Annotated in this window: 26 protein-coding genes; 13 read left to right on the top strand and 13 right to left on the bottom strand. The window is 66.3% G+C overall.

The annotated features are described in order from the left end of the window. Positions 1 to 57: 57 nt before the first annotated feature. Positions 58 to 1,398, top strand: a complete 1,341-nt coding sequence (locus M1D40_RS00840; protein WP_461169851.1) for an O-acetylhomoserine aminocarboxypropyltransferase/cysteine synthase family protein — start codon at positions 58 to 60, stop codon at positions 1,396 to 1,398. Continuing rightward, a complete protein-coding gene (locus M1D40_RS00835; protein ID WP_461169850.1) occupies positions 1,388 to 1,894 on the top strand; it encodes a CoA-binding protein in 507 nt (168 codons plus the stop codon). The genes M1D40_RS00840 and M1D40_RS00835 overlap by 11 nt, the downstream gene beginning before the upstream one ends. Here the strand turns inward: M1D40_RS00835 and M1D40_RS00830 are convergent. The 3 genes from M1D40_RS00830 to M1D40_RS00820 form a co-directional block, all read right to left on the bottom strand. Then, the gene (locus tag M1D40_RS00830; protein ID WP_461169849.1) at positions 1,891 to 2,757 is read right to left on the bottom strand and encodes a hypothetical protein; all 867 of its coding nucleotides are present in this window, start codon (positions 2,755 to 2,757) and stop codon (positions 1,891 to 1,893) included. The two genes, M1D40_RS00835 and M1D40_RS00830, sit on opposite strands and share 4 nt — an antisense overlap. After that, positions 2,741 to 3,307 (bottom strand): RNA polymerase sigma factor, encoded by a 567-nt coding sequence (locus tag M1D40_RS00825; protein ID WP_341394697.1) that lies wholly within the window; start codon positions 3,305 to 3,307, stop codon positions 2,741 to 2,743. The genes M1D40_RS00830 and M1D40_RS00825 overlap by 17 nt, the downstream gene beginning before the upstream one ends. Positions 3,308 to 3,485: 178 nt before the next feature. Beyond that, on the bottom strand, positions 3,486 to 4,292 hold the full coding sequence (locus M1D40_RS00820) for a carbon-nitrogen hydrolase family protein (protein WP_461169848.1): 807 nt from the start codon (positions 4,290 to 4,292) through the stop codon (positions 3,486 to 3,488). Between the two features lie 100 nt (positions 4,293 to 4,392). Between M1D40_RS00820 and M1D40_RS00815 the strand changes: the two genes are divergently transcribed. The 3 genes from M1D40_RS00815 (at position 4,393) to mscL (ending at position 6,537) form a co-directional block, all read left to right on the top strand. Further along, entirely contained in the window at positions 4,393 to 5,385 is a 993-nt protein-coding gene (locus M1D40_RS00815) for a DUF2804 domain-containing protein (RefSeq protein ID WP_461169847.1), read from the top strand. Between the two features lie 59 nt (positions 5,386 to 5,444). Further along, complete coding sequence (locus tag M1D40_RS00810; protein ID WP_461169846.1) at positions 5,445 to 6,005, top strand: CueP family metal-binding protein; 561 nt, start codon at positions 5,445 to 5,447, stop codon at positions 6,003 to 6,005. Between the two features lie 103 nt (positions 6,006 to 6,108). Then, entirely contained in the window at positions 6,109 to 6,537 is a 429-nt protein-coding gene (mscL, locus tag M1D40_RS00805) for a large conductance mechanosensitive channel protein MscL (RefSeq protein ID WP_341394693.1), read from the top strand. A gap of 289 nt (positions 6,538 to 6,826) precedes the next feature. Here the strand turns inward: mscL and M1D40_RS00800 are convergent, their stop codons facing one another. Further along, positions 6,827 to 8,116, bottom strand: coding sequence for an adenylosuccinate synthase (locus tag M1D40_RS00800; protein ID WP_461169845.1), 1,290 nt, complete (start codon positions 8,114 to 8,116; stop codon positions 6,827 to 6,829). 230 nt (positions 8,117 to 8,346) lie between these two features. Between M1D40_RS00800 and M1D40_RS00795 the strand changes: the two genes are divergently transcribed. The 4 genes from M1D40_RS00795 to M1D40_RS00780 all read left to right on the top strand — a co-directional run bounded on the left by M1D40_RS00795 (position 8,347) and on the right by M1D40_RS00780 (position 11,200). After that, positions 8,347 to 8,940, top strand: a complete 594-nt coding sequence (locus M1D40_RS00795) for a hypothetical protein (protein WP_461169844.1) — start codon at positions 8,347 to 8,349, stop codon at positions 8,938 to 8,940. A 140-nt stretch (positions 8,941 to 9,080) separates the two neighbouring features. Next, positions 9,081 to 9,530, top strand: a complete 450-nt coding sequence (locus M1D40_RS00790; protein ID WP_461169843.1) for an excalibur calcium-binding domain-containing protein — start codon at positions 9,081 to 9,083, stop codon at positions 9,528 to 9,530. A gap of 19 nt (positions 9,531 to 9,549) precedes the next feature. Continuing rightward, positions 9,550 to 10,293 carry a class F sortase gene (locus tag M1D40_RS00785; protein ID WP_461169842.1) on the top strand — a complete coding sequence of 248 codons (744 nt, stop codon included), beginning with the start codon at positions 9,550 to 9,552 and terminating at the stop codon, positions 10,291 to 10,293. Positions 10,294 to 10,561: 268 nt separating this feature from the next. Continuing rightward, a complete protein-coding gene (locus tag M1D40_RS00780) occupies positions 10,562 to 11,200 on the top strand; it encodes a DUF427 domain-containing protein (protein ID WP_461169841.1) in 639 nt (212 codons plus the stop codon). Here M1D40_RS00780 and M1D40_RS00775 read toward each other — a convergent pair. The 3 genes from M1D40_RS00775 to M1D40_RS00765 all read right to left on the bottom strand — a co-directional run bounded on the left by M1D40_RS00775 (position 11,136) and on the right by M1D40_RS00765 (position 13,341). Then, positions 11,136 to 11,564, bottom strand: coding sequence for a DUF3151 domain-containing protein (locus M1D40_RS00775; protein WP_341394688.1), 429 nt, complete (start codon positions 11,562 to 11,564; stop codon positions 11,136 to 11,138). The genes M1D40_RS00780 and M1D40_RS00775 overlap by 65 nt on opposite strands. Next, a complete protein-coding gene (gene fbaA, locus M1D40_RS00770) occupies positions 11,564 to 12,583 on the bottom strand; it encodes a class II fructose-bisphosphate aldolase (RefSeq protein WP_341394687.1) in 1,020 nt (339 codons plus the stop codon). The genes M1D40_RS00775 and fbaA overlap by 1 nt, the downstream gene beginning before the upstream one ends. Positions 12,584 to 12,720: 137 nt before the next feature. After that, entirely contained in the window at positions 12,721 to 13,341 is a 621-nt protein-coding gene (locus M1D40_RS00765; protein ID WP_341394752.1) for a TrmH family RNA methyltransferase, read from the bottom strand. A gap of 209 nt (positions 13,342 to 13,550) precedes the next feature. On the opposite strand from M1D40_RS00765, the gene M1D40_RS00760 reads away from it, so the two are divergent. After that, on the top strand, positions 13,551 to 14,303 hold the full coding sequence (locus tag M1D40_RS00760) for an HAD-IIA family hydrolase (protein WP_341394751.1): 753 nt from the start codon (positions 13,551 to 13,553) through the stop codon (positions 14,301 to 14,303). On the opposite strand, the gene M1D40_RS00755 is transcribed toward M1D40_RS00760, so the two are convergent. Both M1D40_RS00755 and pyrE read right to left on the bottom strand, forming a co-directional pair. Beyond that, complete coding sequence (locus M1D40_RS00755) at positions 14,300 to 15,295, bottom strand: alpha/beta hydrolase (RefSeq protein ID WP_341394750.1); 996 nt, start codon at positions 15,293 to 15,295, stop codon at positions 14,300 to 14,302. The genes M1D40_RS00760 and M1D40_RS00755 overlap by 4 nt on opposite strands. A gap of 57 nt (positions 15,296 to 15,352) precedes the next feature. Further along, positions 15,353 to 15,922 (bottom strand): orotate phosphoribosyltransferase, encoded by a 570-nt coding sequence (gene pyrE / locus M1D40_RS00750; RefSeq protein ID WP_461169840.1) that lies wholly within the window; start codon positions 15,920 to 15,922, stop codon positions 15,353 to 15,355. Between the two features lie 68 nt (positions 15,923 to 15,990). On the opposite strand from pyrE, the gene nadE reads away from it, so the two are divergent. Genes nadE through M1D40_RS00735 form a run of 3 tightly spaced genes read left to right on the top strand, consistent with a single transcriptional unit; the run spans position 15,991 to position 18,518 of the window. Next, complete coding sequence (gene nadE, locus M1D40_RS00745; protein WP_461169839.1) at positions 15,991 to 16,815, top strand: ammonia-dependent NAD(+) synthetase; 825 nt, start codon at positions 15,991 to 15,993, stop codon at positions 16,813 to 16,815. 42 nt (positions 16,816 to 16,857) lie between these two features. Continuing rightward, a complete protein-coding gene (locus tag M1D40_RS00740) occupies positions 16,858 to 17,661 on the top strand; it encodes an exodeoxyribonuclease III (RefSeq protein ID WP_341394684.1) in 804 nt (267 codons plus the stop codon). Between the two features lie 2 nt (positions 17,662 to 17,663). Next, positions 17,664 to 18,518 (top strand): hypothetical protein, encoded by an 855-nt coding sequence (locus tag M1D40_RS00735; protein ID WP_341394683.1) that lies wholly within the window; start codon positions 17,664 to 17,666, stop codon positions 18,516 to 18,518. Here the strand turns inward: M1D40_RS00735 and M1D40_RS00730 are convergent. The 4 genes from M1D40_RS00730 to M1D40_RS00715 are packed head-to-tail and all read right to left on the bottom strand — an operon-like array spanning position 18,515 to position 20,287. Next, positions 18,515 to 19,126, bottom strand: coding sequence for a hypothetical protein (locus M1D40_RS00730; RefSeq protein WP_461169838.1), 612 nt, complete (start codon positions 19,124 to 19,126; stop codon positions 18,515 to 18,517). The two genes, M1D40_RS00735 and M1D40_RS00730, sit on opposite strands and share 4 nt — an antisense overlap. Continuing rightward, a complete protein-coding gene (locus M1D40_RS00725) occupies positions 19,123 to 19,707 on the bottom strand; it encodes a DUF6286 domain-containing protein (protein ID WP_461169837.1) in 585 nt (194 codons plus the stop codon). The genes M1D40_RS00730 and M1D40_RS00725 overlap by 4 nt, the downstream gene beginning before the upstream one ends. Next, on the bottom strand, positions 19,704 to 20,099 hold the full coding sequence (locus tag M1D40_RS00720) for a hypothetical protein (protein ID WP_341394680.1): 396 nt from the start codon (positions 20,097 to 20,099) through the stop codon (positions 19,704 to 19,706). The genes M1D40_RS00725 and M1D40_RS00720 overlap by 4 nt, the downstream gene beginning before the upstream one ends. Then, the gene (locus M1D40_RS00715) at positions 20,096 to 20,287 is read right to left on the bottom strand and encodes a DUF2273 domain-containing protein (protein WP_152220571.1); all 192 of its coding nucleotides are present in this window, start codon (positions 20,285 to 20,287) and stop codon (positions 20,096 to 20,098) included. Before M1D40_RS00715 ends, M1D40_RS00720 begins: the two co-directional genes overlap by 4 nt. Between the last annotated feature and the right edge of the window lie 28 nt (positions 20,288 to 20,315).

Genomic DNA, 20,315 nt, shown 5'->3' with positions numbered 1-20,315 from the left:
ACTCGCAACGATCAACGAGCCGCTTTGCCGCGGCCACCAGAAAGGAGCACTCATTTCATGAGTGATCGCCACTTCGGCTTCCGGACCCGTGCCCTGCACGCCGGCGGAACCCCCGACGCCACGCACGGTGCCCGCGCCGTGCCCATCTACCAGAGCACGTCGTTTGTCTTCAAGGACACCGACGACGCCGCCAACCTCTTCTCGCTGCAGAAGTACGGCAACATCTACTCCCGCATCGGCAATCCCACCGTGGCTGCCTTCGAGGAACGCATCGCCTCACTCGAGGGAGGCATCGGGGCGGTGGCGACGGCGTCGGGCATGTCCGCGGAATTCGTGACCTTTGCCGCGCTGTGCGGGGCCGGCGACCACATCGTGGCCGCCGCACAGCTCTACGGCGGCACCGTGACCCAGCTGGACGTAACCCTGCGCCGCTTCGGCATCGACACCACCTTTGTTTCCGGCACCGACCCGGCGGACTACGCTGCAGCAATCCGGGAGAACACCAAGGCCGTGTACGCCGAGGTGGTGGCCAATCCCAGCGGCGAAGTCACCGACATTGCGGGACTGGCCAAGGTGGCGCACGACGCCGGTGTGCCGCTGATCCTCGATGCCACCCTCAGTACGCCGTATCTGGTGCGCCCGTTTGAGCACGGCGCTGACATTGTCATCCACTCGGCCACCAAGTTCCTCGGCGGCCACGGCACCACGCTGGGCGGGGTGGTGGTGGAATCCGGAAAGTTCAACTGGGGCAACGGCAAGTTCCCGGCCATGACGGAACCGGTGGCCAGCTACGGCAACATCTCGTGGTGGGGGAACTTCGGCGAATACGGGTTCCTCACCAAGCTGCGCTCCGAGCAGCTGCGCGACATCGGGCCGACGCTGAGCGCAACGTCGGCATTTGCCCTGCTGCAGGGGGTGGAGACCCTCCCGCAGCGGCTCGACGAGCACCTGAAAAACGCTCAGGCCGTGGCCGAATGGCTCGAAGCCGACGAGCGCGTGTCGTGGGTCAGCTATGCCGGGCTTCCGTCCCACCCCCATCACGACCGGGCGAAAAAGTACCTGCCGAAGGGACCGGGATCGGTCTTCAGCTTTGGTGTCCGCGGCGGCCGCGAGGCCGGCAAGACCTTCATTGAAGCCCTGCAGCTGGCCTCGCACCTGGCCAATGTGGGTGACTCCCGGACGCTGGTGATCCATCCCGGATCCACCACGCACGGCCAGCTCTCCTCCGAGCAGCTCTCCGCCGCCGGAGTGGCCGAGGATCTGGTCCGGATTTCCGTGGGCCTGGAGGACCTCGAGGACATCCTCTGGGACCTGGACCAGGCACTCGCCGCGGCCGTGGCTGCCGCCTCTGCCTTTCCCGTTGCATCCACCGTTGAGGAGCCCGCCAATGTCAGCTGAAGTTGGAACCGAATCCAGGACCTGGGACGGGCCGAGCGCCCCGGAACGGCTCGCTCTGCTGCGCAGTGCGAAGTCGATCGCGATTGTCGGAGCCTCGGACAAGCCGTCCCGTGCCTCCTACTTCGTGGCCACGTATCTGCTCTCCTCCTCGCCCTACACGGTCTACTTCGTGAACCCGGTGGCCCGGGAGATCCTCGGCCGGCCCGTATATGCCTCCCTGGCGGACCTGCCCGAGGTTCCGGACATCGTGGATGTTTTCCGGCGCCATGATGACCTGCCGCAGGTGCTTCAGGAGTCCGTCGCCGTCGGCGCGAAGACCCTGTGGCTGCAGCTGGGTTCCTGGCATGAGGAGGTGGCGCGGGACGCGGAGGCCGCCGGCCTGAACGTGGTGATGGACCGCTGCATCAAGATCGAGCATGCGCGGTTCCACGGCGGACTGAACCTGGCCGGGTTTAACACCGGAGTCATTTCCTCGAAGCGGCAGCTGACCGCTTAGGGGCCCTGTCCGGTCCGGTTGTTTGGATGGGCGCTCTCTCGGCTGTGGCCGGCGGGGCCGGCGGGGCCGGCGGGGCCGGCGGAGCCCCTCCCCTGTCCGGGGGCCTGGGCCGATTCCCGGTCGCCGGGCCAGTGCCTGCCCCGCCCGTTGTGGCCGTCGGCCGGCCTGCCCTGTCCCGGATGGATGCCGGAGGGATGCGCGCCGCCGCTCTTCCCGGGTTGCTCTGCGCTGGCTTCGGGAATGGCCGGGGCTTCCGGAGTGGCAGCGGTTTCCGGAAGGACGGCTGGTGCGGGTTCAGCAGCCGGGGCGGGCAGCGTGTTGTCGGCCGGAGGCGGGGTTTCCGCCGCTGCCGGTGCCCCCTGCCCGCCGGCGTCAACCGCGGGCACCGGCAGGTGGGTTCCGGGAACCGCCGGCTCTCCGCCGGAACCGCCGGAACCGCCGGCACCGCCTTCCGCCGCAGCGTCACCGGCGGCCAGGGGGACGTCGTCGGGCGGTTGGGCGGGCGGCTGCGGCTCGTCGTGGTTGTGGCCCGGCAGCATCTGTTCAATCAGGTGGGCGGAGAATGTATCGGTGGCGAGGCGCAGGTCGTTGTTCGCGGCAACCCCGGTGGTGCCCGCCGCCATGGCACCCGCCAACGCAAAGCTCAGGATCAAGCCGCGGTGCCGCGGCGGCCGCTGAGGGGGCGGGGCGGGTGTTTCGGCAAGCAGGGCAGCCAGCTCGCCCGTGGGTTTGGGGGCGGGGGCGGAGCGAAAGGACCGCAGGCGGCGCAGGCCCTCGAGGAGCTCGGGGCTTTCCCCGGTCCCGGATTCGGCCAGGAGATGCCGGATGCCCAGGTCGTTGTCCGGTTCAGGCAATTCGTTCATGAGCCGGCTCCTCCTTTCGTTCCCGTTCCAACCGGTCCTTGAGTGTTTTTAACGCCCTGTTTTGCAGCTGTTTGACTGCTCCCTCGGTGCATCCCATGATCTTGGCCGTGTTTTCGACGGACTGGTCACCAACAACACGCAGCAGGAGCACTTCCTGTTGCCGGCGTGTCAGCCCTTCCAGAAGTTCGGCGACTCCGGCTCCCGATCCAAGCACCGTTTCTTCGGCTGAAGCGGTGACTCGGGCATCGGCCGAGGGATGAAACTCCGCCAGCAGCGGTTGCCGCTCACGCCTCCGGGCATCATCAACCATCCGTGCATGGGCCACTGAAAAAGCGAAGGTCCGCAATCCGGATAAACCCCCGGTCAGCGTGTTCAGTTTGCCGAAGACCGTCAGGAAGACTTCCTGGGTCAGTGCCTCAGGATCTTCGCTTCCCTTGCCGCTGAGATAGGCCAGGATCGACGGTGCGAGCGCCTCATAGATCCGGCGAAGTGCTTCGGGCTTCCCGCCGGCGGCGGCAGAGAGGATTTCCTCTGTCAGGGCTGTGGCCAAGGTTCGGTCTTTCCCTCGCGGAAGGATGGGCGCCCCACATACTACCCTGCCGGTTTGGCCCCCACACATGAAGAAACGACCGCACCGGGGCTCGTTGGGGGGATAAGCCTCGGTGCGGTCGTTCCAAAAGAGTAATCGTACCGGAGTACCGAAAGGTTACGTTGTTGCGAAAAAAGTTTTATTGGGCGGAAACAATGCGGTCGTTGGCCGCAAAGCGGCGGTTGCGGAGCACCGGCAGGAACTCCCGGACGTCGTCGATCCGCTTGCGGGTGACCTCGGCCGTGACCACTGCCTCGGATTCATCACCCAGGAATGCCTGCGCCACGCCCATCGGGTCCAGGATCGCCGAGTGGCCCACCGTGTGGCGGCTCGAGGTTCCCGCGGCGGCCACCCATACGGTGTTTTCGATGGCGCGGGCCTTGAGCAGCGTTTCCCAGTGTTCAATCTTGTGCTCGCCCTTGAACCAGGCCGCCGGAACCGCCAGCAGGTCCGCGCCCTGATCAGTGAGCGCACGTGCCAGTTCAGGGAAGCGGATGTCATAGCAGGTCATCAGCCCAACCTTGATGCCTCCAAGCTCGACAACCTTGACGCCGCCGTCGCCGGGCTTGATCCGCTCCGACTCGGCGTAACTGAAAGCGTCATACAGGTGCAGTTTGCGGTAGGTGTCGGCGATCCGCCCGGTGGCGTCTATCAGCACCAGCGTGTTGAAGGGCCGGTCCTCGCCGCTGGATTCATACCCGCCGGCAACGACGGCGATGCCCTGTTCGGCAGCGAGGAGGGACAGCTGCTGCACAAAGGTGGTCCAGCCGGCGTCGACCGCCGCGGCCAGCGGGCCTTCGACTTTGCCGACGCTGAACATTGATTCCTCGGGAAACACGATCAGCTCGGCGCCCTCGGCCTTCGCTTTGGCCGTCAGGGAACACATGACGTCAAGGTTCTCCCCGACGTCGCCCGTGGGACTGAACTGGCCTACGCTCACCAACATAAAAACCGCCTTCTTCCGGAACCGAAGTTCCTCCCAGCCTAGACCAGGACCCGGAAGCGGAGCACGGATCGAGAGCACCAGCCGCCTAGACTGGTGCCGCATGGACGAACTCACGCTGCCGACCGACCTGACCACTGCCCGCGGATCCCTTAATCCGCAGGCCGTTGGCTACTCCCGCTCGCCGCTGCACCGCACCCCGCTCCCTGACGGCCCGGCGGGGCGGCTGCGGACCAAGCGCTGGGAGTACTGGGGGATCCTGTCCCCGGAACTGGCCGTGGGCATGACCATTGTGAACCTCGGGTATGCGGCAAGTCTCCAGATCTACGTGCTGGTCCGGGCCACCGGAGAGGAAATCAGCATCGAGCCGCTGAAGATCCTCCCCTCCCCCGCAGACGTCCAGCTGCCGGACACGCTTCCGCCGCTGACGGCGCTGGGCGCCGCGGGCGATGTGTCGCTGCGCTTCCACGACGACGACGGCGGCACCCACCTGCGTGCCCGCTCGCCGCGGGTGGCGGTGGATCTGTACGCACCCGCGGACGGAGAGGTGCTGGGCGTGGTGGTGCCCTGGTCCGACCGGCGCTTCCAGTACTCGCTCAAGGACGTGGCACGGGACGTCTCCGGAACCGTGACGGTGGACGGGAAGACGTTTGACGTCGGCGCCGGCGCCTTTGCCGTTCTGGACCGCGGGCGCGGCCGCTGGCCGTACCGGACCACGTGGACCTGGGGTGCGGGGTCGGGAACCGTGAACGGTACGCGGCTGGGGCTGCAGATCGGCGGGCAGTGGACGGCCGGAACTCCGGCCACGGAAAACGCCCTGATTGTGGACGGTCGGCTGCACCACTACGACGGCGAACTTGAGTTCACGTATGACCTCAGTGATCCCGCATCACCCTGGACAGTGCACGGGCCGTGGATCGATGCCGTGCTGACGCCGTTCCACCGCAGGACCTCGGCCACCAAGCTGGGCGTGATCTCCTCCGAGATTTGGCAGGCCTTCGGCGCCTGGACCGGAACGGCACGCACCCCGGACGGGACCGAGTATTCGCTGAGCGGGCTAACCGGCTGGATCGAGGAGGCCCGGCACCGCTGGTGAACCCCCGTGGCCTGAGCTGCGTTTTGAGGCCCGGCGCGGAGCCGTCGTAGGCTGGTGCCATGAAGCTCACGCGTCTCATCCTGCCCGTTGCCGCACTGCTGCTGGCCACGGGCTGCAGCGCCGGCCCGGACGACAGTGAAACGAACAGCCGCAATTTGCTGCGTGAGCATGGGCTGGAGCATGCCAGCACCTCGGAAGTCGTTGAACAGCTGGACCGCACCAACGAGGACCGGTCCACCGGCCTCTCCGCCTCGGTGACCTACGATTCGGTCATCCTTCAGGACAAGGGGCAGGAGACCATACTGGCTCTGCCGGAGGATCAGTTCTATCTGGCCGTGGCACCATGGACCACCACCACCCACGACTGTTTCCACCACAGTCTCTCCGGCTGTCAGGGCGAACTCACCGACACCCCCGTGCAGGTGCGGATCACAGCTGCCGACGGAACGGTGCTGGTGGATGAAAGCACCAGCACTTATGAGAACGGCTTCGCCGGCTTCTGGGTGCCGAAGGACATTACCGGGTCCCTGCAGATTACCTCCGCTGCAGGCACCGCAACCCAGGACTTCGGGACCTTCGAAGACAGTCCCACCTGCATCACCACAATGCGGCTGGCGTAAGCACGCATGAATCAGGTTCTGCGGGACTTCATTTCTCCCCAAAGCCTAGTGTTTCTTCGGTGGGGGGAGGTGCCGCGGGTCCTGGGGCGGTTACTCTGGCGAGATGCTAAAGGGATTCAAAGACTTCATCATGAAGGGCAATGTACTGGACCTGGCGGTTGCCGTAATCATCGGCGCAGCGTTTAGTACAGTCGTGAACGCCCTGGTCAACTCGGTGCTTATGCCGTTCATCTCCGGGCTCGTCGGTTCGCCGAACTTCGACAGTTTCGCTGCAGTTACCTTCAACGGGAACCAGATTCAGTTCGGGGTCCTGCTGACCGCCGTGGTGAACTTCCTGCTCATCGCGGCTGCCGTGTACTTCGCGATCGTGCTGCCGATGAACAAAATGATCGAACGGCGCAACCGGAGGCTTGGGATCACCCCGGAGCAGAGCGCGGATCCGCAGGTGATGCTGCTGACCGAAATCCGGGATGCGCTCACTGCGCAGCCGCCGAACGGGACAGCACCGCCCCAAGGCGGGCAGAAACACTAATCGGTTCCGGCCGGGCGGATTAGACCCTGCGCCTGATACTTTTGGCCGGGAGCAGCACTCAGGAGCAGGAAGCGGAACGGCTCCTCGCGCTGGGCGCAGTGCGCGCCGACGTCGGGCAGGGGCTGGGTGGTGCTGGCCGATCCGGAGGGCAACGAATTCTGCGTGCTCCGCCGTTCCGCCGAGGAAGCCGCCTTGGATGTGCCGGCCGCCCCGGATATGCCGGCCGCACCCTAAACAGGGGAAGGCCCCGCAGCCTTAGCGGCTGCGGGGCCTTCCTTCTATCGAAGTCCTACTCGTTGATCAGATCCCGCACCACGATGGTCTGGTCGCGGTCCGGCCCGACGCCGATGGCCGAGAAACGGGTGCCGGACATTTTTTCCAGTGCCAGCACGTAGTCCCGGGCGTTCTTGGGCAGGTCGTCCAGCGTCCGGGCACCGGTGATGTCCTCGGTCCAGCCGTCGAAGTACTCGAAGATCGGCTTGGCGTGGTGGAAGTCGGTCTGCGTCATCGGCATCTCGTCGAACCGCACGCCGTCGACGTCGTAGGCCACGCACACCGGAATCTGCTCGATGCCGGTGAGCACGTCCAGCTTCGTGACGAAGTAGTCGGTGAAGCCGTTCACGCGCGAGGCGTGGCGGGCCAGCACGGCGTCGTACCAGCCGCAGCGGCGGGGACGGCCGGTGTTTACACCGAACTCGCCGCCGGTTTTCTGCAGGTACAGGCCCATGTCGTCAAAGAGCTCGGTGGGGAACGGGCCGGCGCCCACACGGGTGGTGTACGCCTTGATGATGCCCACGGAACGGGTGATCCGGGTCGGGCCGATGCCCGAGCCCACGGACGCGCCGCCGGCGGTGGGGTTGGAGGACGTCACAAACGGGTAGGTGCCGTGGTCCACGTCCAGGAAGGTGGCCTGGCCGCCCTCCATCAGGACAACCTTGCCCTCGTCCAGCGCGCGGTTCAGCTCGTACGTGGAGTCGATGACCATGGGGCGCAGCCGGTCCGCGTAGGACAGGAAGTATTCGACAACTTCTTCGACGTCGACGTCGCGGCGGTTGTAGACCTTGACCAGCAGCTGGTTCTTCTGGCGCAGCGAGCCTTCGACCTTCTGGCGCAGGATCGACTCGTCAAAGATGTCCTGGACCCGGATGCCCAGGCGGGCCACCTTGTCCATGTACGCCGGGCCGATGCCGCGCCCGGTGGTGCCGATGGCGCGCTTGCCCAGGAACCGTTCGGTCACCTTGTCCATCACCTGGTGGAACGGCGCCACGAGGTGGGCGTTGGCGGAGATCCTCAGTTTGGAGGTGTCCGCGCCGCGGGCCTCCAGGCCGTCAATCTCGGCAAAAAGCGCTTCGAGGTTCACCACGCAACCGTTGCCGATCACGGGAATGGCGTTGGGGCTCAGGATGCCGGCCGGCAAAAGCTTGAGTTCGTATTTTTCACCGCCGACGACGACGGTGTGGCCGGCGTTGTTTCCGCCGTTGGGCTTGACGACATAATCGACGCGGCCCCCCAGCAGGTCGGTGGCCTTACCTTTACCTTCGTCGCCCCACTGGGCGCCGACGATGACAATTGCGGGCATGGGATCCTCCCCCATTAGTTACGAAAGGGGAAAAACGCCGACGGCGCGATCCGCTTCCGTGCATGAGAACGCCCCTGAACTCGCAGGCCAGACCGGAATAACAGAAAGCCGGAGTCAAGCCGGAGTCGCGGGGCTCTTACCTACCAAGTTTAGCCGATTGTAACGCCGGCGCCCTTTACGCAGCGCCACAATGGGTATTCCCGGTGGAAACCTTCGCGTAGCGTAACCGGATGGACCGTTTTCGCGGCTACATTGCAGGGATCGGCACGTATTCGGGTACTCGGCTGGTGGTGGGACACTGGCTTGAGTCGCCGTTCGGGGCCTTCACCGACGTTATGGCGGAGAATGCCGCCGGCTCCCGTCTGCTCCTGGCGCCGAACAGCGACGTCGCGGCGTATGTCGGAGGCACCTACCATTTCGACGCGGTGGATGTGGTCGACGTCGAGGCCAGGCTCACGGCCGACCGGTTCCTGGTGAGCGCCGGCCCCCTTCGACTGAACCTGGCCCTGGGACCGCGGACGATCCTGGGGCGGCTGCTGGAGCACGTGCCTCCTGCTTTGGCCGTGCATCCGCGCTGGCTGGCGGCGGTCAACCCCGTGGCCGCGGTGCTGGTGCCGGGCGTCTCCACGGCAGGTTCTGCCGGCGCCGGGCGCCATGAGTTCTACGGCGTGCGTTCCATCCGTTCCGTGGCCGGAGCTTCCGCGGTGTGGAACGGCCGGGACCTGGGCCGGCTCTCCCCCCTCAAACCGCCCGTTCGCTTCGGTTTCAGCTCGTTTCCGCCCAAACCCCAAATTGTGGCCGTGACTACCACCATCATTTCCTAAGCGCTCCCGCACCGGGTTTTATTTGCCTGCCGGGGACCCAAAACCCCCTCCTACTCGGGTGACAAAAACTACCTTCTCCCTACTCTGTTTCCATCACCCACCACTTGGGTGACTACCTCCACACGGAAAGCAGAGGCACCATGAAAAAGCGCACTGCAGGTTTGGCTCTCGCCGCGGTCACCGGCTTCTCAGTCCTTTCGGCAACTCCGGCTTTTGCTGACGGACCGGGTCAGCCTCCCCAGCCGCCCGAGCCGCCGGTCATGCCCTACGCGAATTGCACAGAGGCGGCCAATGAGGGCGTGTACAACATTCCTTCCAACCATCCCCGTTACGGAACGCATCTGGACCAGGACATGGACGGTTACGGGTGTGATGACGCCACGAAGCCGGTGGCACAGATACCAACGACCCAGTCCGGTTGGTCCACACCGCAGGTTGACCGCGTGCCTTCGGGCGGGGCCAACACCGGCATAGCCCAGGAACCGCAGGGGTCCAATGCCGGAGTGCTGGCTCTCGGCGGCGGGCTGGTGCTGGCAGCCGCCGCAGGAGGTACGTTCATTGTTCGTCGCCGCACGGCCCAGCAGGACTAGGCGTCAGAAATGAACCGGAATGACTAGTGCACCATACGGCCGCCGCGGAAGCCTTCGGGCCGCAGCGGCGGCCGTCCTCCTTCTTCTCACCGCCTGCAGCAGCACCGGCCAGGCAGGCGCCGAACCTCTTGGCGCCGGAAGCACGGCAACCGCCGGTTTGGAGATATCAGCCCGGACGACTTCGCCGTCGTCGCCCTCTCCGGCATCACCCCCTGACACCGCTGCACCTGCCGAGTCCGCCGTTCCGGGTCAGGAGCCACCCCAGGCCGCAAGTCCCCCTGCCCCGGCACCTCCACCTCCGCTGGCTCTGGCACCATCCGTACCGGCCTCCCTGAACATTCCGTCCGTGGGGGCGCGCTCCCCCCTGATCCGCCTGGACGTGGATGACAAGGGAGCCCTGGAAGTTCCTCCCGGCAAGCCGGGGTCACCTGCAGGCTGGTACCTTCACTCCCCCACTCCCGGGGAACCCGGACCCGCGGTGATCCTGGGCCACGTCAACGCCGAAGGCGGCGGTCCCGGGATCTTCGCAGACCTGCGAAAGCTGCAGCCCGGAGATGAAGTGGAGGTGGCCCGCGAGGACGGCAGCACGGCAGTCTTTTCCGTCCAATACGGGGAGCAGTATCCCAAGGACTCGTTTCCCACCGAGAAGGTCTACGGCAACACCGAAGGTCCCGAGCTGCGCCTGATCACCTGCGACGGATATGACCCCAAGGCCGGAACCTTTGACGACAACTACGTGGTGTACGCCCGCCTCAGCCAATAGTCCGCACCGGGCCATCCGGACGGGCCGCGGTTCCGAAGCACCCCTTAACCCGGGACCCGACAGTGCAACTTCTCCCAGGCGTTCCCTCCGGTTTGTGCAGATCCCTCCGGTTTGCAGCGGAGGGATCTGCACAAACCGGAGGGTCATCCCAAAGCGGAGGGATTCCGGGCCCGCAGCACCCATCCCCGGCCCCCGCGGTTCCGAAGCACCCCTTAACCCGGGATCCGGGCCTTACCTCCGGCTCCGGCCGGCATTCGAAAGGCTGGCCATGGAACATCAAGCGTTGAACCGTGCACAGGACCAGGACCGCGGACAGGAGTCGGTCTGGGACTATCCCCGCCCGCCGCGGCTGGAGCCGACCTCCGAACACATCCGGATTTTCCTCGGCGGAGAGCTGATTGCCGATACCACCTCCGCCGTCCGGGTGCTGGAGACCAGCCATCCGCCGGTGTATTACCTTCCATTGGAGGATTTTGCTCCCGACGTTTTGGTGCCGGTATCCGGTTCCAGCTTTTGCGAATACAAGGGAAAGGCGGCCTATTTCGACGTCGTCGCCGGCGGCACGCGTGCCCGCCGGGCAGCCTGGACCTACCCGGACCCGGTTTCCGGCTACGGTCCGCTCGCCAGCCGGGCGGCGGTGTATCCCGGAAAGATGGACCGCTGCACGGTGGACGGCGAGGAAGTGCAGGCGCAGGCAGGCGACTTTTACGGCGGCTGGATCACCGGGCGATTACCGGCCCGTTCAAGGGCGCCCCGGGCACCGGCGGCTGGTGAACCGAAACCCTCCGGACACAGCACAAGCCGGCAACCCCGGAATCAGGGCTGCCGGCTTGTGCCGGGGGTTAGGACTCGCGGCCCTCGATGGCGATCTTCGCCTGCGGGTCCGACTCGTTCAGGAACTTCGTGATGCGGTCTACTTCTTCGCTCTCGCCGATGGCTGCGGCCGCCCGGCCCAGTGCATACAGCGCACGCAGAAAGCCCTGGTTCGGTACATGCTCCCAGGGGATGGGGCCGGCGCCGCGCCAGCCGGAACGGCGCAGCGCGTCCAGGCCGCGGTGGTAGCCGACCCGGGCGTAGGCGTAGGACTCGATGGTGCGGCCTTCATCGAAGGCTTCGTCGGCGAGGATCGCCCACACCTGCGAGGAAGTGGGGTGCTTCGCTGCCAGGTCCACGGCTTCGTCTCCGGCTTCGAGGCGCGCGACGACGTCGGTCTCCTCGGGCAGGTACGTGGGCTCGGGGCCAAGCAGGTTCTTGCGGAATTCATCTGACATTAGAGGGACTTGCCTGCCGATCCTAGGGTTTGGGCTGCTTCCATCACGCGGGCGGACATCCCGGCCTCGGCCGAGGCGCCCCACACGCGCGGGTCGTACTGCTTCTTGTTGCCAACCTCGCCGTCGACCTTCAGGACGCCGTCGTAGTGGCGGAACATGTGGTCCGCGACGGGCCGGGTGTAGGCGTACTGCGTGTCGGTGTCGATGTTCATCTTCACGACGCCGTAGGAGACGGCGTCGGCGATCTCCTGGGCGGAGGAACCCGAGCCGCCGTGGAACACCAGATCAAAGGGGCGTTCCTTGCCGATGGACGCGCCCACCGCGTCCTGGATGTCCTTGAGGATCTCGGGGCGCAGCTTCACGCCGCCGGGCTTGTACACGCCGTGGACGTTGCCGAACGTCAGCGCCGTAAGGTAGCGGCCCTTGTCGCCGTCGCCCAGTGCCTCGATCGTCTTCGTGCCGTCCGCCACCGTGGTGTAGAGCTTGTCGTTGATGGCGTTCTCCACGCCGTCTTCCTCCCCGCCCACGGTGCCGATTTCCACTTCAAGGATCATCTTGGCGGCGTGGGTGCGGGCGAGGAGCTCCTGGGCGATGCGCAGGTTTTCCTCGAGGGTTTCGGCGGAGCCGTCCCACATGTGGGAGTTGAAGATGGGGTCCTCGCCGCGCTTGACCGCTGCTTCGGAGGCTGCCAGCAGGGGCAGCACGAAGTCATCCAGCTTGTCCTTGGGGCAGTGGTCGGTGTGCAGGGCGATGTTCACGTTGTAGCTCTTGGCGACCTCGCGGGCGTACGCGGCGAAGGCGAGGGAACCGGTGACCATGTTCTTGACCTTGGCGCCGGACCAGTACGCGGCACCGCCGGTGGAGACCTGGACGATTCCGTCAGAGCCGGCCTCGGCAAAGCCTGCGAGCGCCGCATTCAGCGTCTGGGACGAGGTGACGTTCACAGCCGGATATGCGAAGCCCCCGGCTTTGGCTCGGTCGATCATCTCGGCATAAATCTCAGGGGTTGCAATAGGCATGCTGACTCCTCGTGAAAGGTCGATCTACGGCAGGGCCAGGGCCCTCGTTGGCTTCCTCCATCCTAGCCACATGTGGGCTTCGGACATCAGGCATGTCCCCGGATAACAGCGTCCGTGTCCGGACCCCGGGGCCGGACTCAGTTCACGCGCTGGCCGAAAACGTGGCGCCGCACCCACCCGTGCATGGCAATGGCCGCGGCCGCCGAGGCGTTCATGGACCGGGTGGAGCCGAACTGTGCGATGGACAGCGTCGCATCCGCGGCGGCGTGCACCTCCGGCGTCAGGCCCGGCCCTTCCTGCCCAAACACCAGCACACAGTTTTCCGGCAGCTCGTAGGTCTCCAGCGGCACGGAGTCGGGGAAGTTGTCGATGCCAATGATGCGCAGGCCCTCGCCCTGCGCCCACTCGACAAACTCTTCCACCGTGGGATGGTGGCGCACGTGCTGGTAGCGGTCGGTGACCATCGCCCCGCGCCGGTTCCACCGCCGTCGTCCGATGATGTGCACTTCCTTGGCCATGAACGCATTGGCCGTGCGGACCACGGAGCCGATGTTCAGGTCATGCTGCCAGTTTTCGATCGCCACGTGGAACGGATGCCGCTTGGCATCCAGGTCAGCCACAATCGCGTCGTGCTTCCAGTACCGGTACTGGTCCACCACGTTGCGGGTGTCCCCATTGGCGAGCAGCTCGGGATCCCAGTGGTCGCCGTCGGGCAGCGGGCCCTCCCAGGGGCCAACGCCAACTTGGTGGGCGGGCACCGTGTCCGGGCCGGCGGGTTCGGCGGTTTCGACTGTTAACTCAGGGTTCTCCGGCAATTGCTCAACGCTGTCTATCACCCAACAAGCCTAAGGTGAAAGACTGGACCGCAGGATCATGAGGCAACAGCGGCTCCGGGGGGACCCGGCCGCAGGCAAGGAAAAGGAAAAGCGTGGGCGAAAACGAGAACATTGAATGCTGGCTGACGGACATGGACGGCGTCCTGGTCCATGAAAACCATCCCATTCCGGGAGCAGCCGAACTCATTGAACGCTGGGTGGCCACCTCAAAGCGGTTCCTGGTGCTGACCAACAACTCGATCTACACCCCGCGCGACCTGGCCGCACGCCTCCGCGCTTCCGGGCTGGAGGTGCCGGAGGAGAACCTGTGGACCTCGGCGCTGGCCACCGCCGAATTCCTTAAGGACCAGGTGAAGAACACCGGCGCTCCCGGCCGCTGCTTCGTGGTGGGCGAGGCGGGGCTGACGACGGCGCTGCATGAGGCCGGAATGATCCTGACCGACACGAACCCGGACTATGTGGTGCTGGGCGAAACCCGCACCTACTCCTTCGGCACCATCACCAAGGCAATCCGGCTGATCCTCGGCGGCGCCCGTTTCATTGCCACCAATCCGGACGTCACCGGACCGTCGCATGAGGGCGTCCTGCCCGCCACCGGCGCCATCGCCGCCCTGATCACGGCGGCCACCAACATGGAGCCCTACATTGTGGGCAAGCCCAATCCGATGATGTTCCGGTCCGCCATGCGCAAGATCGACGCGCACTCGGAAACCACGGCCATGATCGGCGACCGGATGGACACCGACATCGTGGCCGGCATCGAGGCCGGGCTGCATACGGTGCTGGTGCTCAGCGGCATCACGCAGCGCGAGGACATCAACCGGTATCCGTTCCGCCCCACGCAGATCATGAACTCCGTGGCTGACCTGATCGACACCGTCTAGAACACGGACTTCAGCCCGCCGCCCAGCTCCGGCGGGGAGTACAGCCGCAGCACCTCGCGCAGCACCTCCTGGTAGATGCCGGGGTTCCACTGCGGGCTGGCGTGGGCGGGCCGGGCGCCTTCGGTGACCAGGGACGTGGACACCATGTTGCCGGGAAAGAGCGCCGCCCACTCGTACTTCGCGCCGAAGTAGTTGACGGTTTTGTCCTCCGGGTTCCCGATGAACGCCAGCGAGGTGCTGCCCAGGGCGCCGGAGTACAGCCCGGCGTCGAAGTGGTAGATGTAGGAGGCCTCCGCCTGAATCAGGGTGGTCGACGGCGCCAGCGGCGAGAGCTGCTCGAGGGTCTGGTCCACCACGGTGTCCCAGGACCGCTCGTCCTTGTGCAGGACCCGCTCCCCCAGTTCGTAGCCGCCGCGCAGCACGCTGGGAATCCGGTAGCCGGCGTCGTACAGGGCCGCCACGCCCCTGAACATTGCGCGGTCCAGCACATCCTGGGCGCCGGCCGGGCTGGAGTCGAGGATGATGAGTTCGACGGCGACGCCCCGCTCGAGCAGCCGGGCCGCCACTTCCACGGCCAGCATTCCGCCGAAGCTGTGGCCGTAAAAGTAGATGCGCCGCAGCTGGTGGTTGCGGATGTAGCGGAATACCGCGGCGACAATGTCATCCACGTCCAGCCCGAGGTTGGAGTAGCCGACGCCGGCCAGCTGCCCGCGGGAGATCAGCGCCGGACGCAGTGAATTCAGGATCCAGACCGTCTCTTCCCAGCTGGTTTTGTAGCCGGGGAACAGGAACCAGGAAGCAGCGGGGAAGCGCCGTTCGGCCTCCTCGTCGCGGACGCGCAGAATTTCCAGGTCTTCGCGGTACCGCTGAATCCGGCGGGTGACAAAGAGGTCCGCGGCCAGGGTCAGGCCGAGCGCGCTGCCGGCCAGGAACCGGCGGCGGGAATAGCGTTTCAGGCTCTCCGCGGACCGCAGGAAGTCGGCGGGGTCCATGCTCACGCCGTCCCGGCTTCCGGGCCCGGCAGGACGGACGCCGCCGTGGGCCCGGCCTTAGTCCAGACCCAGTTCATCCTTGCCAAAGGCGTACAGGTACGGCACGCCGGCTTCAGCTTCGATGCGCTCCTTGGATCCCGTATCCCGGTCCACGATCACTGCCACGGCAACCACGTTGCCGCCTGCGCGCCGCACGCCTTCCACCGCGGTCAGCGCGGATCCTCCGGTGGTGGAGGTGTCTTCCAGGACCACAACGTTGCGGCCGGCAACATCCGGCCCCTCGACCTGGCGTCCCATGCCGTAGGACTTCTGCGCCTTGCGGACGACGAAGGCGTCAATGGGACGGCCCGCCCGGGCACCGGCATGCATGACGGCCGTGGCCACGGGGTCGGCGCCCATCGTCAGCCCGCCGGCGCTCTGGAAGGAAATGCCGGCATTGTCGATCAGGTCCAGCATGACGTCGCCCACCAGCTGAGACGCTTCGTGGTGGAGGGTGATGCGGCGCAGGTCAATGTAATAGTCGGCCTCCGCTCCGGAGGAAAGCGTCACTTTGCCGCGAACCACGGCCAGTTCGCTGATGAGGTCCAGAAGGCGGGCACGGGCTGCAGGCAAAACGGGCGCGGTCATGGCCTCAATCCTAGCCGAGCCGTTTCTTTTCCCGCCGCGGATGTGACGGGAGATATAGGGTGGAGGACATGCGCCAACTACAAGCTGAAATTATCGCGGAAATGGGCGTGCAGCCCGACATTGACGCCGCTGCCGAGATCCGGCGGCGGGTGGACTTCCTGAAGTCCTACGCAGCGGCGTCCCACACCGGCGGATTTGTGCTGGGCATCAGCGGCGGCCTGGATTCCACGCTCGCCGGCCGGCTGGCCCAGCTGGCCGTTGACGAACTCACCGCCGAGGGCAAAGAATCGCAGTTCATCGCACTGCGCCTGCCCTATCAGGTCCAGCATGATGAAGCGGACGCCCAGGCAGCCCTTGAGTTCATTCGCCCCACCCTCTCCTGGGTCTACAACGTAGCTCCGGCCGTGGACGGCTACCAGGAGGAATACGTGAAGATGAGCGGCGAACAGCTCAGCGACTTCAACAAGGGCAACATCAAGGCGCGGGCGCGGATGACCGCCCAGTACGCGGTGGCCGGACAGCATAACCTGCTGGTCATCGGCACCGACCACGGCGCCGAATCCGTCACCGGGTTCTTCACCAAGTACGGCGACGGCGGTGCGGACATCCTGCCGCTCTTCGGGCTGAACAAGCGCCAGAACCGCAAGCTGCTCGCCGAACTCGGCGCTCCGGAGAGCCTGGTCAACAAGGCTCCCACGGCGGATCTGCTCGACGACGCCCCCGGCCAGACCGACGAAACCGAACTGGGCATCAGCTACGACACGATTGATGACTACCTCGAAGGCCGGGCCGTTCCCGACGACGCCGCCGAAAAGATTGAACGGCGCTTCCTGATGACCCGGCACAAGCGCACCGTCCCGGTCAGCATCCTGGACACGTGGTGGAAGCCCTGAGGCATGCCCTGATCCGGCGGCGCATTCGGTAACGTAGCAAGGGTGAAGATTGCTACCTGGAATGTGAACTCCATCCGTGCCCGTGCCGACCGCGTGGAAGCGTGGCTGCGGCGCTCCGACGTCGATGTCCTGGCCATTCAGGAAACCAAGGCCAAGGACGAGAATTTCCCGTGGGAAGTCTTTGAAAACAACGGCTACGAGGTTGCGCACTTCGGCCTGAACCAGTGGAACGGTGTTGCCATTGCTTCCCGGGTGGGTCTCGACGACGTCGAGCGCACCTTCCCGGGGCAGCCGAAGTTCGGCAAGACCGAGGAAACCACCGTGTCCGAGGCGCGCGCGATCGGCGCCACCTGCAACGGCGTCCGGATCTGGAGCCTCTACGTCCCCAACGGCCGGTCCCTCGACGATCCCCACATGCCCTACAAGCTGCAGTGGCTGGACATCCTGAAGGACCAGGCCGCAGGCTGGATTAAAGAGAACCCGGACCTGCCGCTGGCCCTGATGGGTGACTGGAACATTGCACCGCAGGATGATGATGTGTGGGACATCGAGCTGTTCCGCCGCGAGAACCACACGCACGTCAGCGAACCGGAGCGCCGGGCGTTCCGGGCATTCCTCGACGCCGGCTTCACCGACGTCGCCCGTCCCTACACCCCGGGACCCGGGGTGTACACCTACTGGGACTACACCCAGCTTCGTTTCCCGAAGAAGGAAGGCATGCGCATCGACTTTGTCCTCGGTTCCCCGGCGCTTGCCGCGCGCGTTACGGGTGCCTCCATTGACCGTGAAGAACGCAAGGGCAAGGGCGCCTCGGACCACGCCCCCGTCATTGTGGAGCTGGACTGACCGTGAGCGGGAAGCCGCAGCGCTCCCTCTACCGCACGTTCCCCTACGTGTCGCACCTGCGCGTCTACGAACCGCTGGATGTGTTCGACGACGACCAGCAGATGGCGATCATGGACCAGCGTGCCCGGGGACGGCATGAAACCGAGGTGCTGGACCGCAGCGACGCCGTGCGCCGGCTGGTCCGTGCGGTCTCGGACCCGTTTCCGCACAGCACCGCGGATCTGGTGCGCGTGCTGCATTATCCGGACCATGACGGAACCACCCGCCGGCTGTACTGCCCCAACCAGCTCGCCGTCCGGACGTCGCTGGCGGCGGAGTCCCTCGGGGAGAGCATCCGCGGGCCGCTGGTGGACGTGCTGGTGCCGGAGGTGGCCCGCGAGGCGCACGCCGCCCGGATCGATCCCGATTCCTTCGCCGACTCCCTCGCGCACCTGCACACGCGGTCGGCGACGTGGGGAGTTCCGTTCGGCTGGTTTGTGCTGCTGCACGAGGACGACCACTCCGAGGTGGTGGAGGACGACGGGAAGGTTCAGACCGTCCGGCTGACCGCACCCGTCACCCAGTGCCTGGACCGGGCGCGGAAGGCGAGCGCGGCGCTGGCGATGGCCGCTCCCGAGCTGGACCTGCTGGACGAGTTGGACGAGCTGACCAACTGGCTGGAAATCTTCTCCGAGGACGCCGTCCTGGAACTGGACTACGGTCCGGTGGCGGATCTGGTCTTTCCCGACGATTCCCCCTCCGACGTGCGGCTGGGGATCGAATCGCTGGCCGAGGGCGACATGACCGGAGCCGCCGCGTCCTACCGCCGGCTGGCCAACCGCTGGATTCCAATCCGGCAGCTTTCCCGCGCCAGTTAGCGGACCCGGTCCTCACGGCTGAAGCGAAGCTTGCGGCCGCTGTCAATGCTGATCAGCACCGGAGTTTCCCGGCCCAGTGCAACGTCGAGCGCTTCCACCAGCGCCGTGGCGTCGGCGGCGATCAGGTGAGGTGCCGCGCCAGGGCGGGGGTTGATGCGGATCCGCAGGGCCGAGCTGCCGTGCACGTCGTAGGTGCTGACGGCGGCGGCGGCCACGTCCGGGTCTTCCTGCAGCGCCGACCGCAGCGCCTGTTCCGCCATGGCTCCGCTGATCGCCACCCGCCCCGGGGCGCCGTCATCGTCGTATTCGGAGACCAGGGTGCCGGTCCGGCCGCGGCCCTGCGCCGCGGCCCACAGGATCAGCAGCACGATCGCCACGACCATGGCCAGGGCCAGCAGCGCCCAGATCCAGCTTTGCGGCTGGCCGGGCAGTGCGGTCTGTTCCCCGACCTCCTGCAGCCTGTCCATCACGCCGGGCGCAAAGGACTGCCAGCGGCGGGCCGCGCCGCCGTCGACGCTGATCCACAGCAGTCCGCCGCCAATGCCGATCAGGACCAGCCCCAGCAGACCCAGCAGGAAGCGGTTCAGCGACCGCGGAGTCCGGTTCACTGTCCGATCACCCCGAGAGTGGAAACCTGTACGCGGACCTCGGGCTGCGGTTCCAGCCCGGTCAGCTGCAGTTCTTCCTGGACGGCCTCGCGCACCGCGTCGCCGTTGACGGGCACGCCCGAGGTGGGGCGGATCCTCACGTCGACGCGGTTCCGGCCGACCGTGACCAGCACCTGCTCGGCGGTGACCCCGGCCGTGAGGCGTGCGCGGCGCGCCAAAGACGAGGCCAGCACCTCGGCGTCCACGACGACGGCGGCCCGCGGGTTGGGCAGGGCATAGCGCGGACGGCGGCCCGGCAGGACCGCCTGCAGGAAAAAGGCCAGCCCGGCCAGCAGGATCAGCAAGCCAGCGAGCCCGAGGATGGCCGAATCCGTTTCCGCCGGCAGGCGGGACAGCCAGCTGCCGAGGGCGGCCGGATCCGTCAGCCAGGCGTCCTGGCCCAGGGCCTGCAGCGTTGCTTCGAGCAGGACGTAGAGGCAGAACAGGATCCCCAGGAAGGCGGCAATCATGGAGCCGGAGGTCCGGCTGGCGTGGGTCTCGCGGCGCACTATCCGCCGGGTGAGGGAGTCGTTGCTGCTCAACGGACCCTGCTTCCTTCGCTGAGCTGGACACCGGTGATGCGGATGTCCACCCGGGACACCAGCGACCCGGTGAGTGCGGTGACTTTGTCCTTCAGGTACGGTTTCGCGTCGTGCGCCCGGTCCCAGACGGAACCGCCGGCGCGGGTGACAAGCCCGGGGTCGGCGGCAATGCGGTTCAGCGGCGGAAGTGACACCGGCAGGGACAGTGCCATGGCCAGCATCCCCTGGTCATCCGACCAGCCGACCCGGATGGAACCGGGGGGAACATTAAAGAACTCTGCGGCAGCCGCCTTCGCGGTGGAGGTCAGGGCCTGGGTGCTGATCCGGTTGTGGCCGGCGAGGCCGGAGTTCCGATCAGCGGCGGGGGCAGCGGCCGGGACAGCGGGGCTCACGAGGATGAACGGCGTCCGGTCAGCGCATCGCGGACGGTGCGGAAATCCACTTTGCCTTCGGCCGCGCGGCCGCACAGGGCGCCCACGGCGATGAACAGCGCCATCAGGAGGAACCCCCAAAAATCGAAAATCAGGGCGGTGAAGGCCAGAACTGCCCCGATCGCCATGCCCGTTACGGTTGGTTTCATTGTTCCTGCCTCATGACGGTGTTCCCTG

Source organism: Arthrobacter sp. Z1-15 (assembly GCF_054792395.1).
This window is presented reverse-complemented; position numbering and strand designations above follow the sequence as displayed.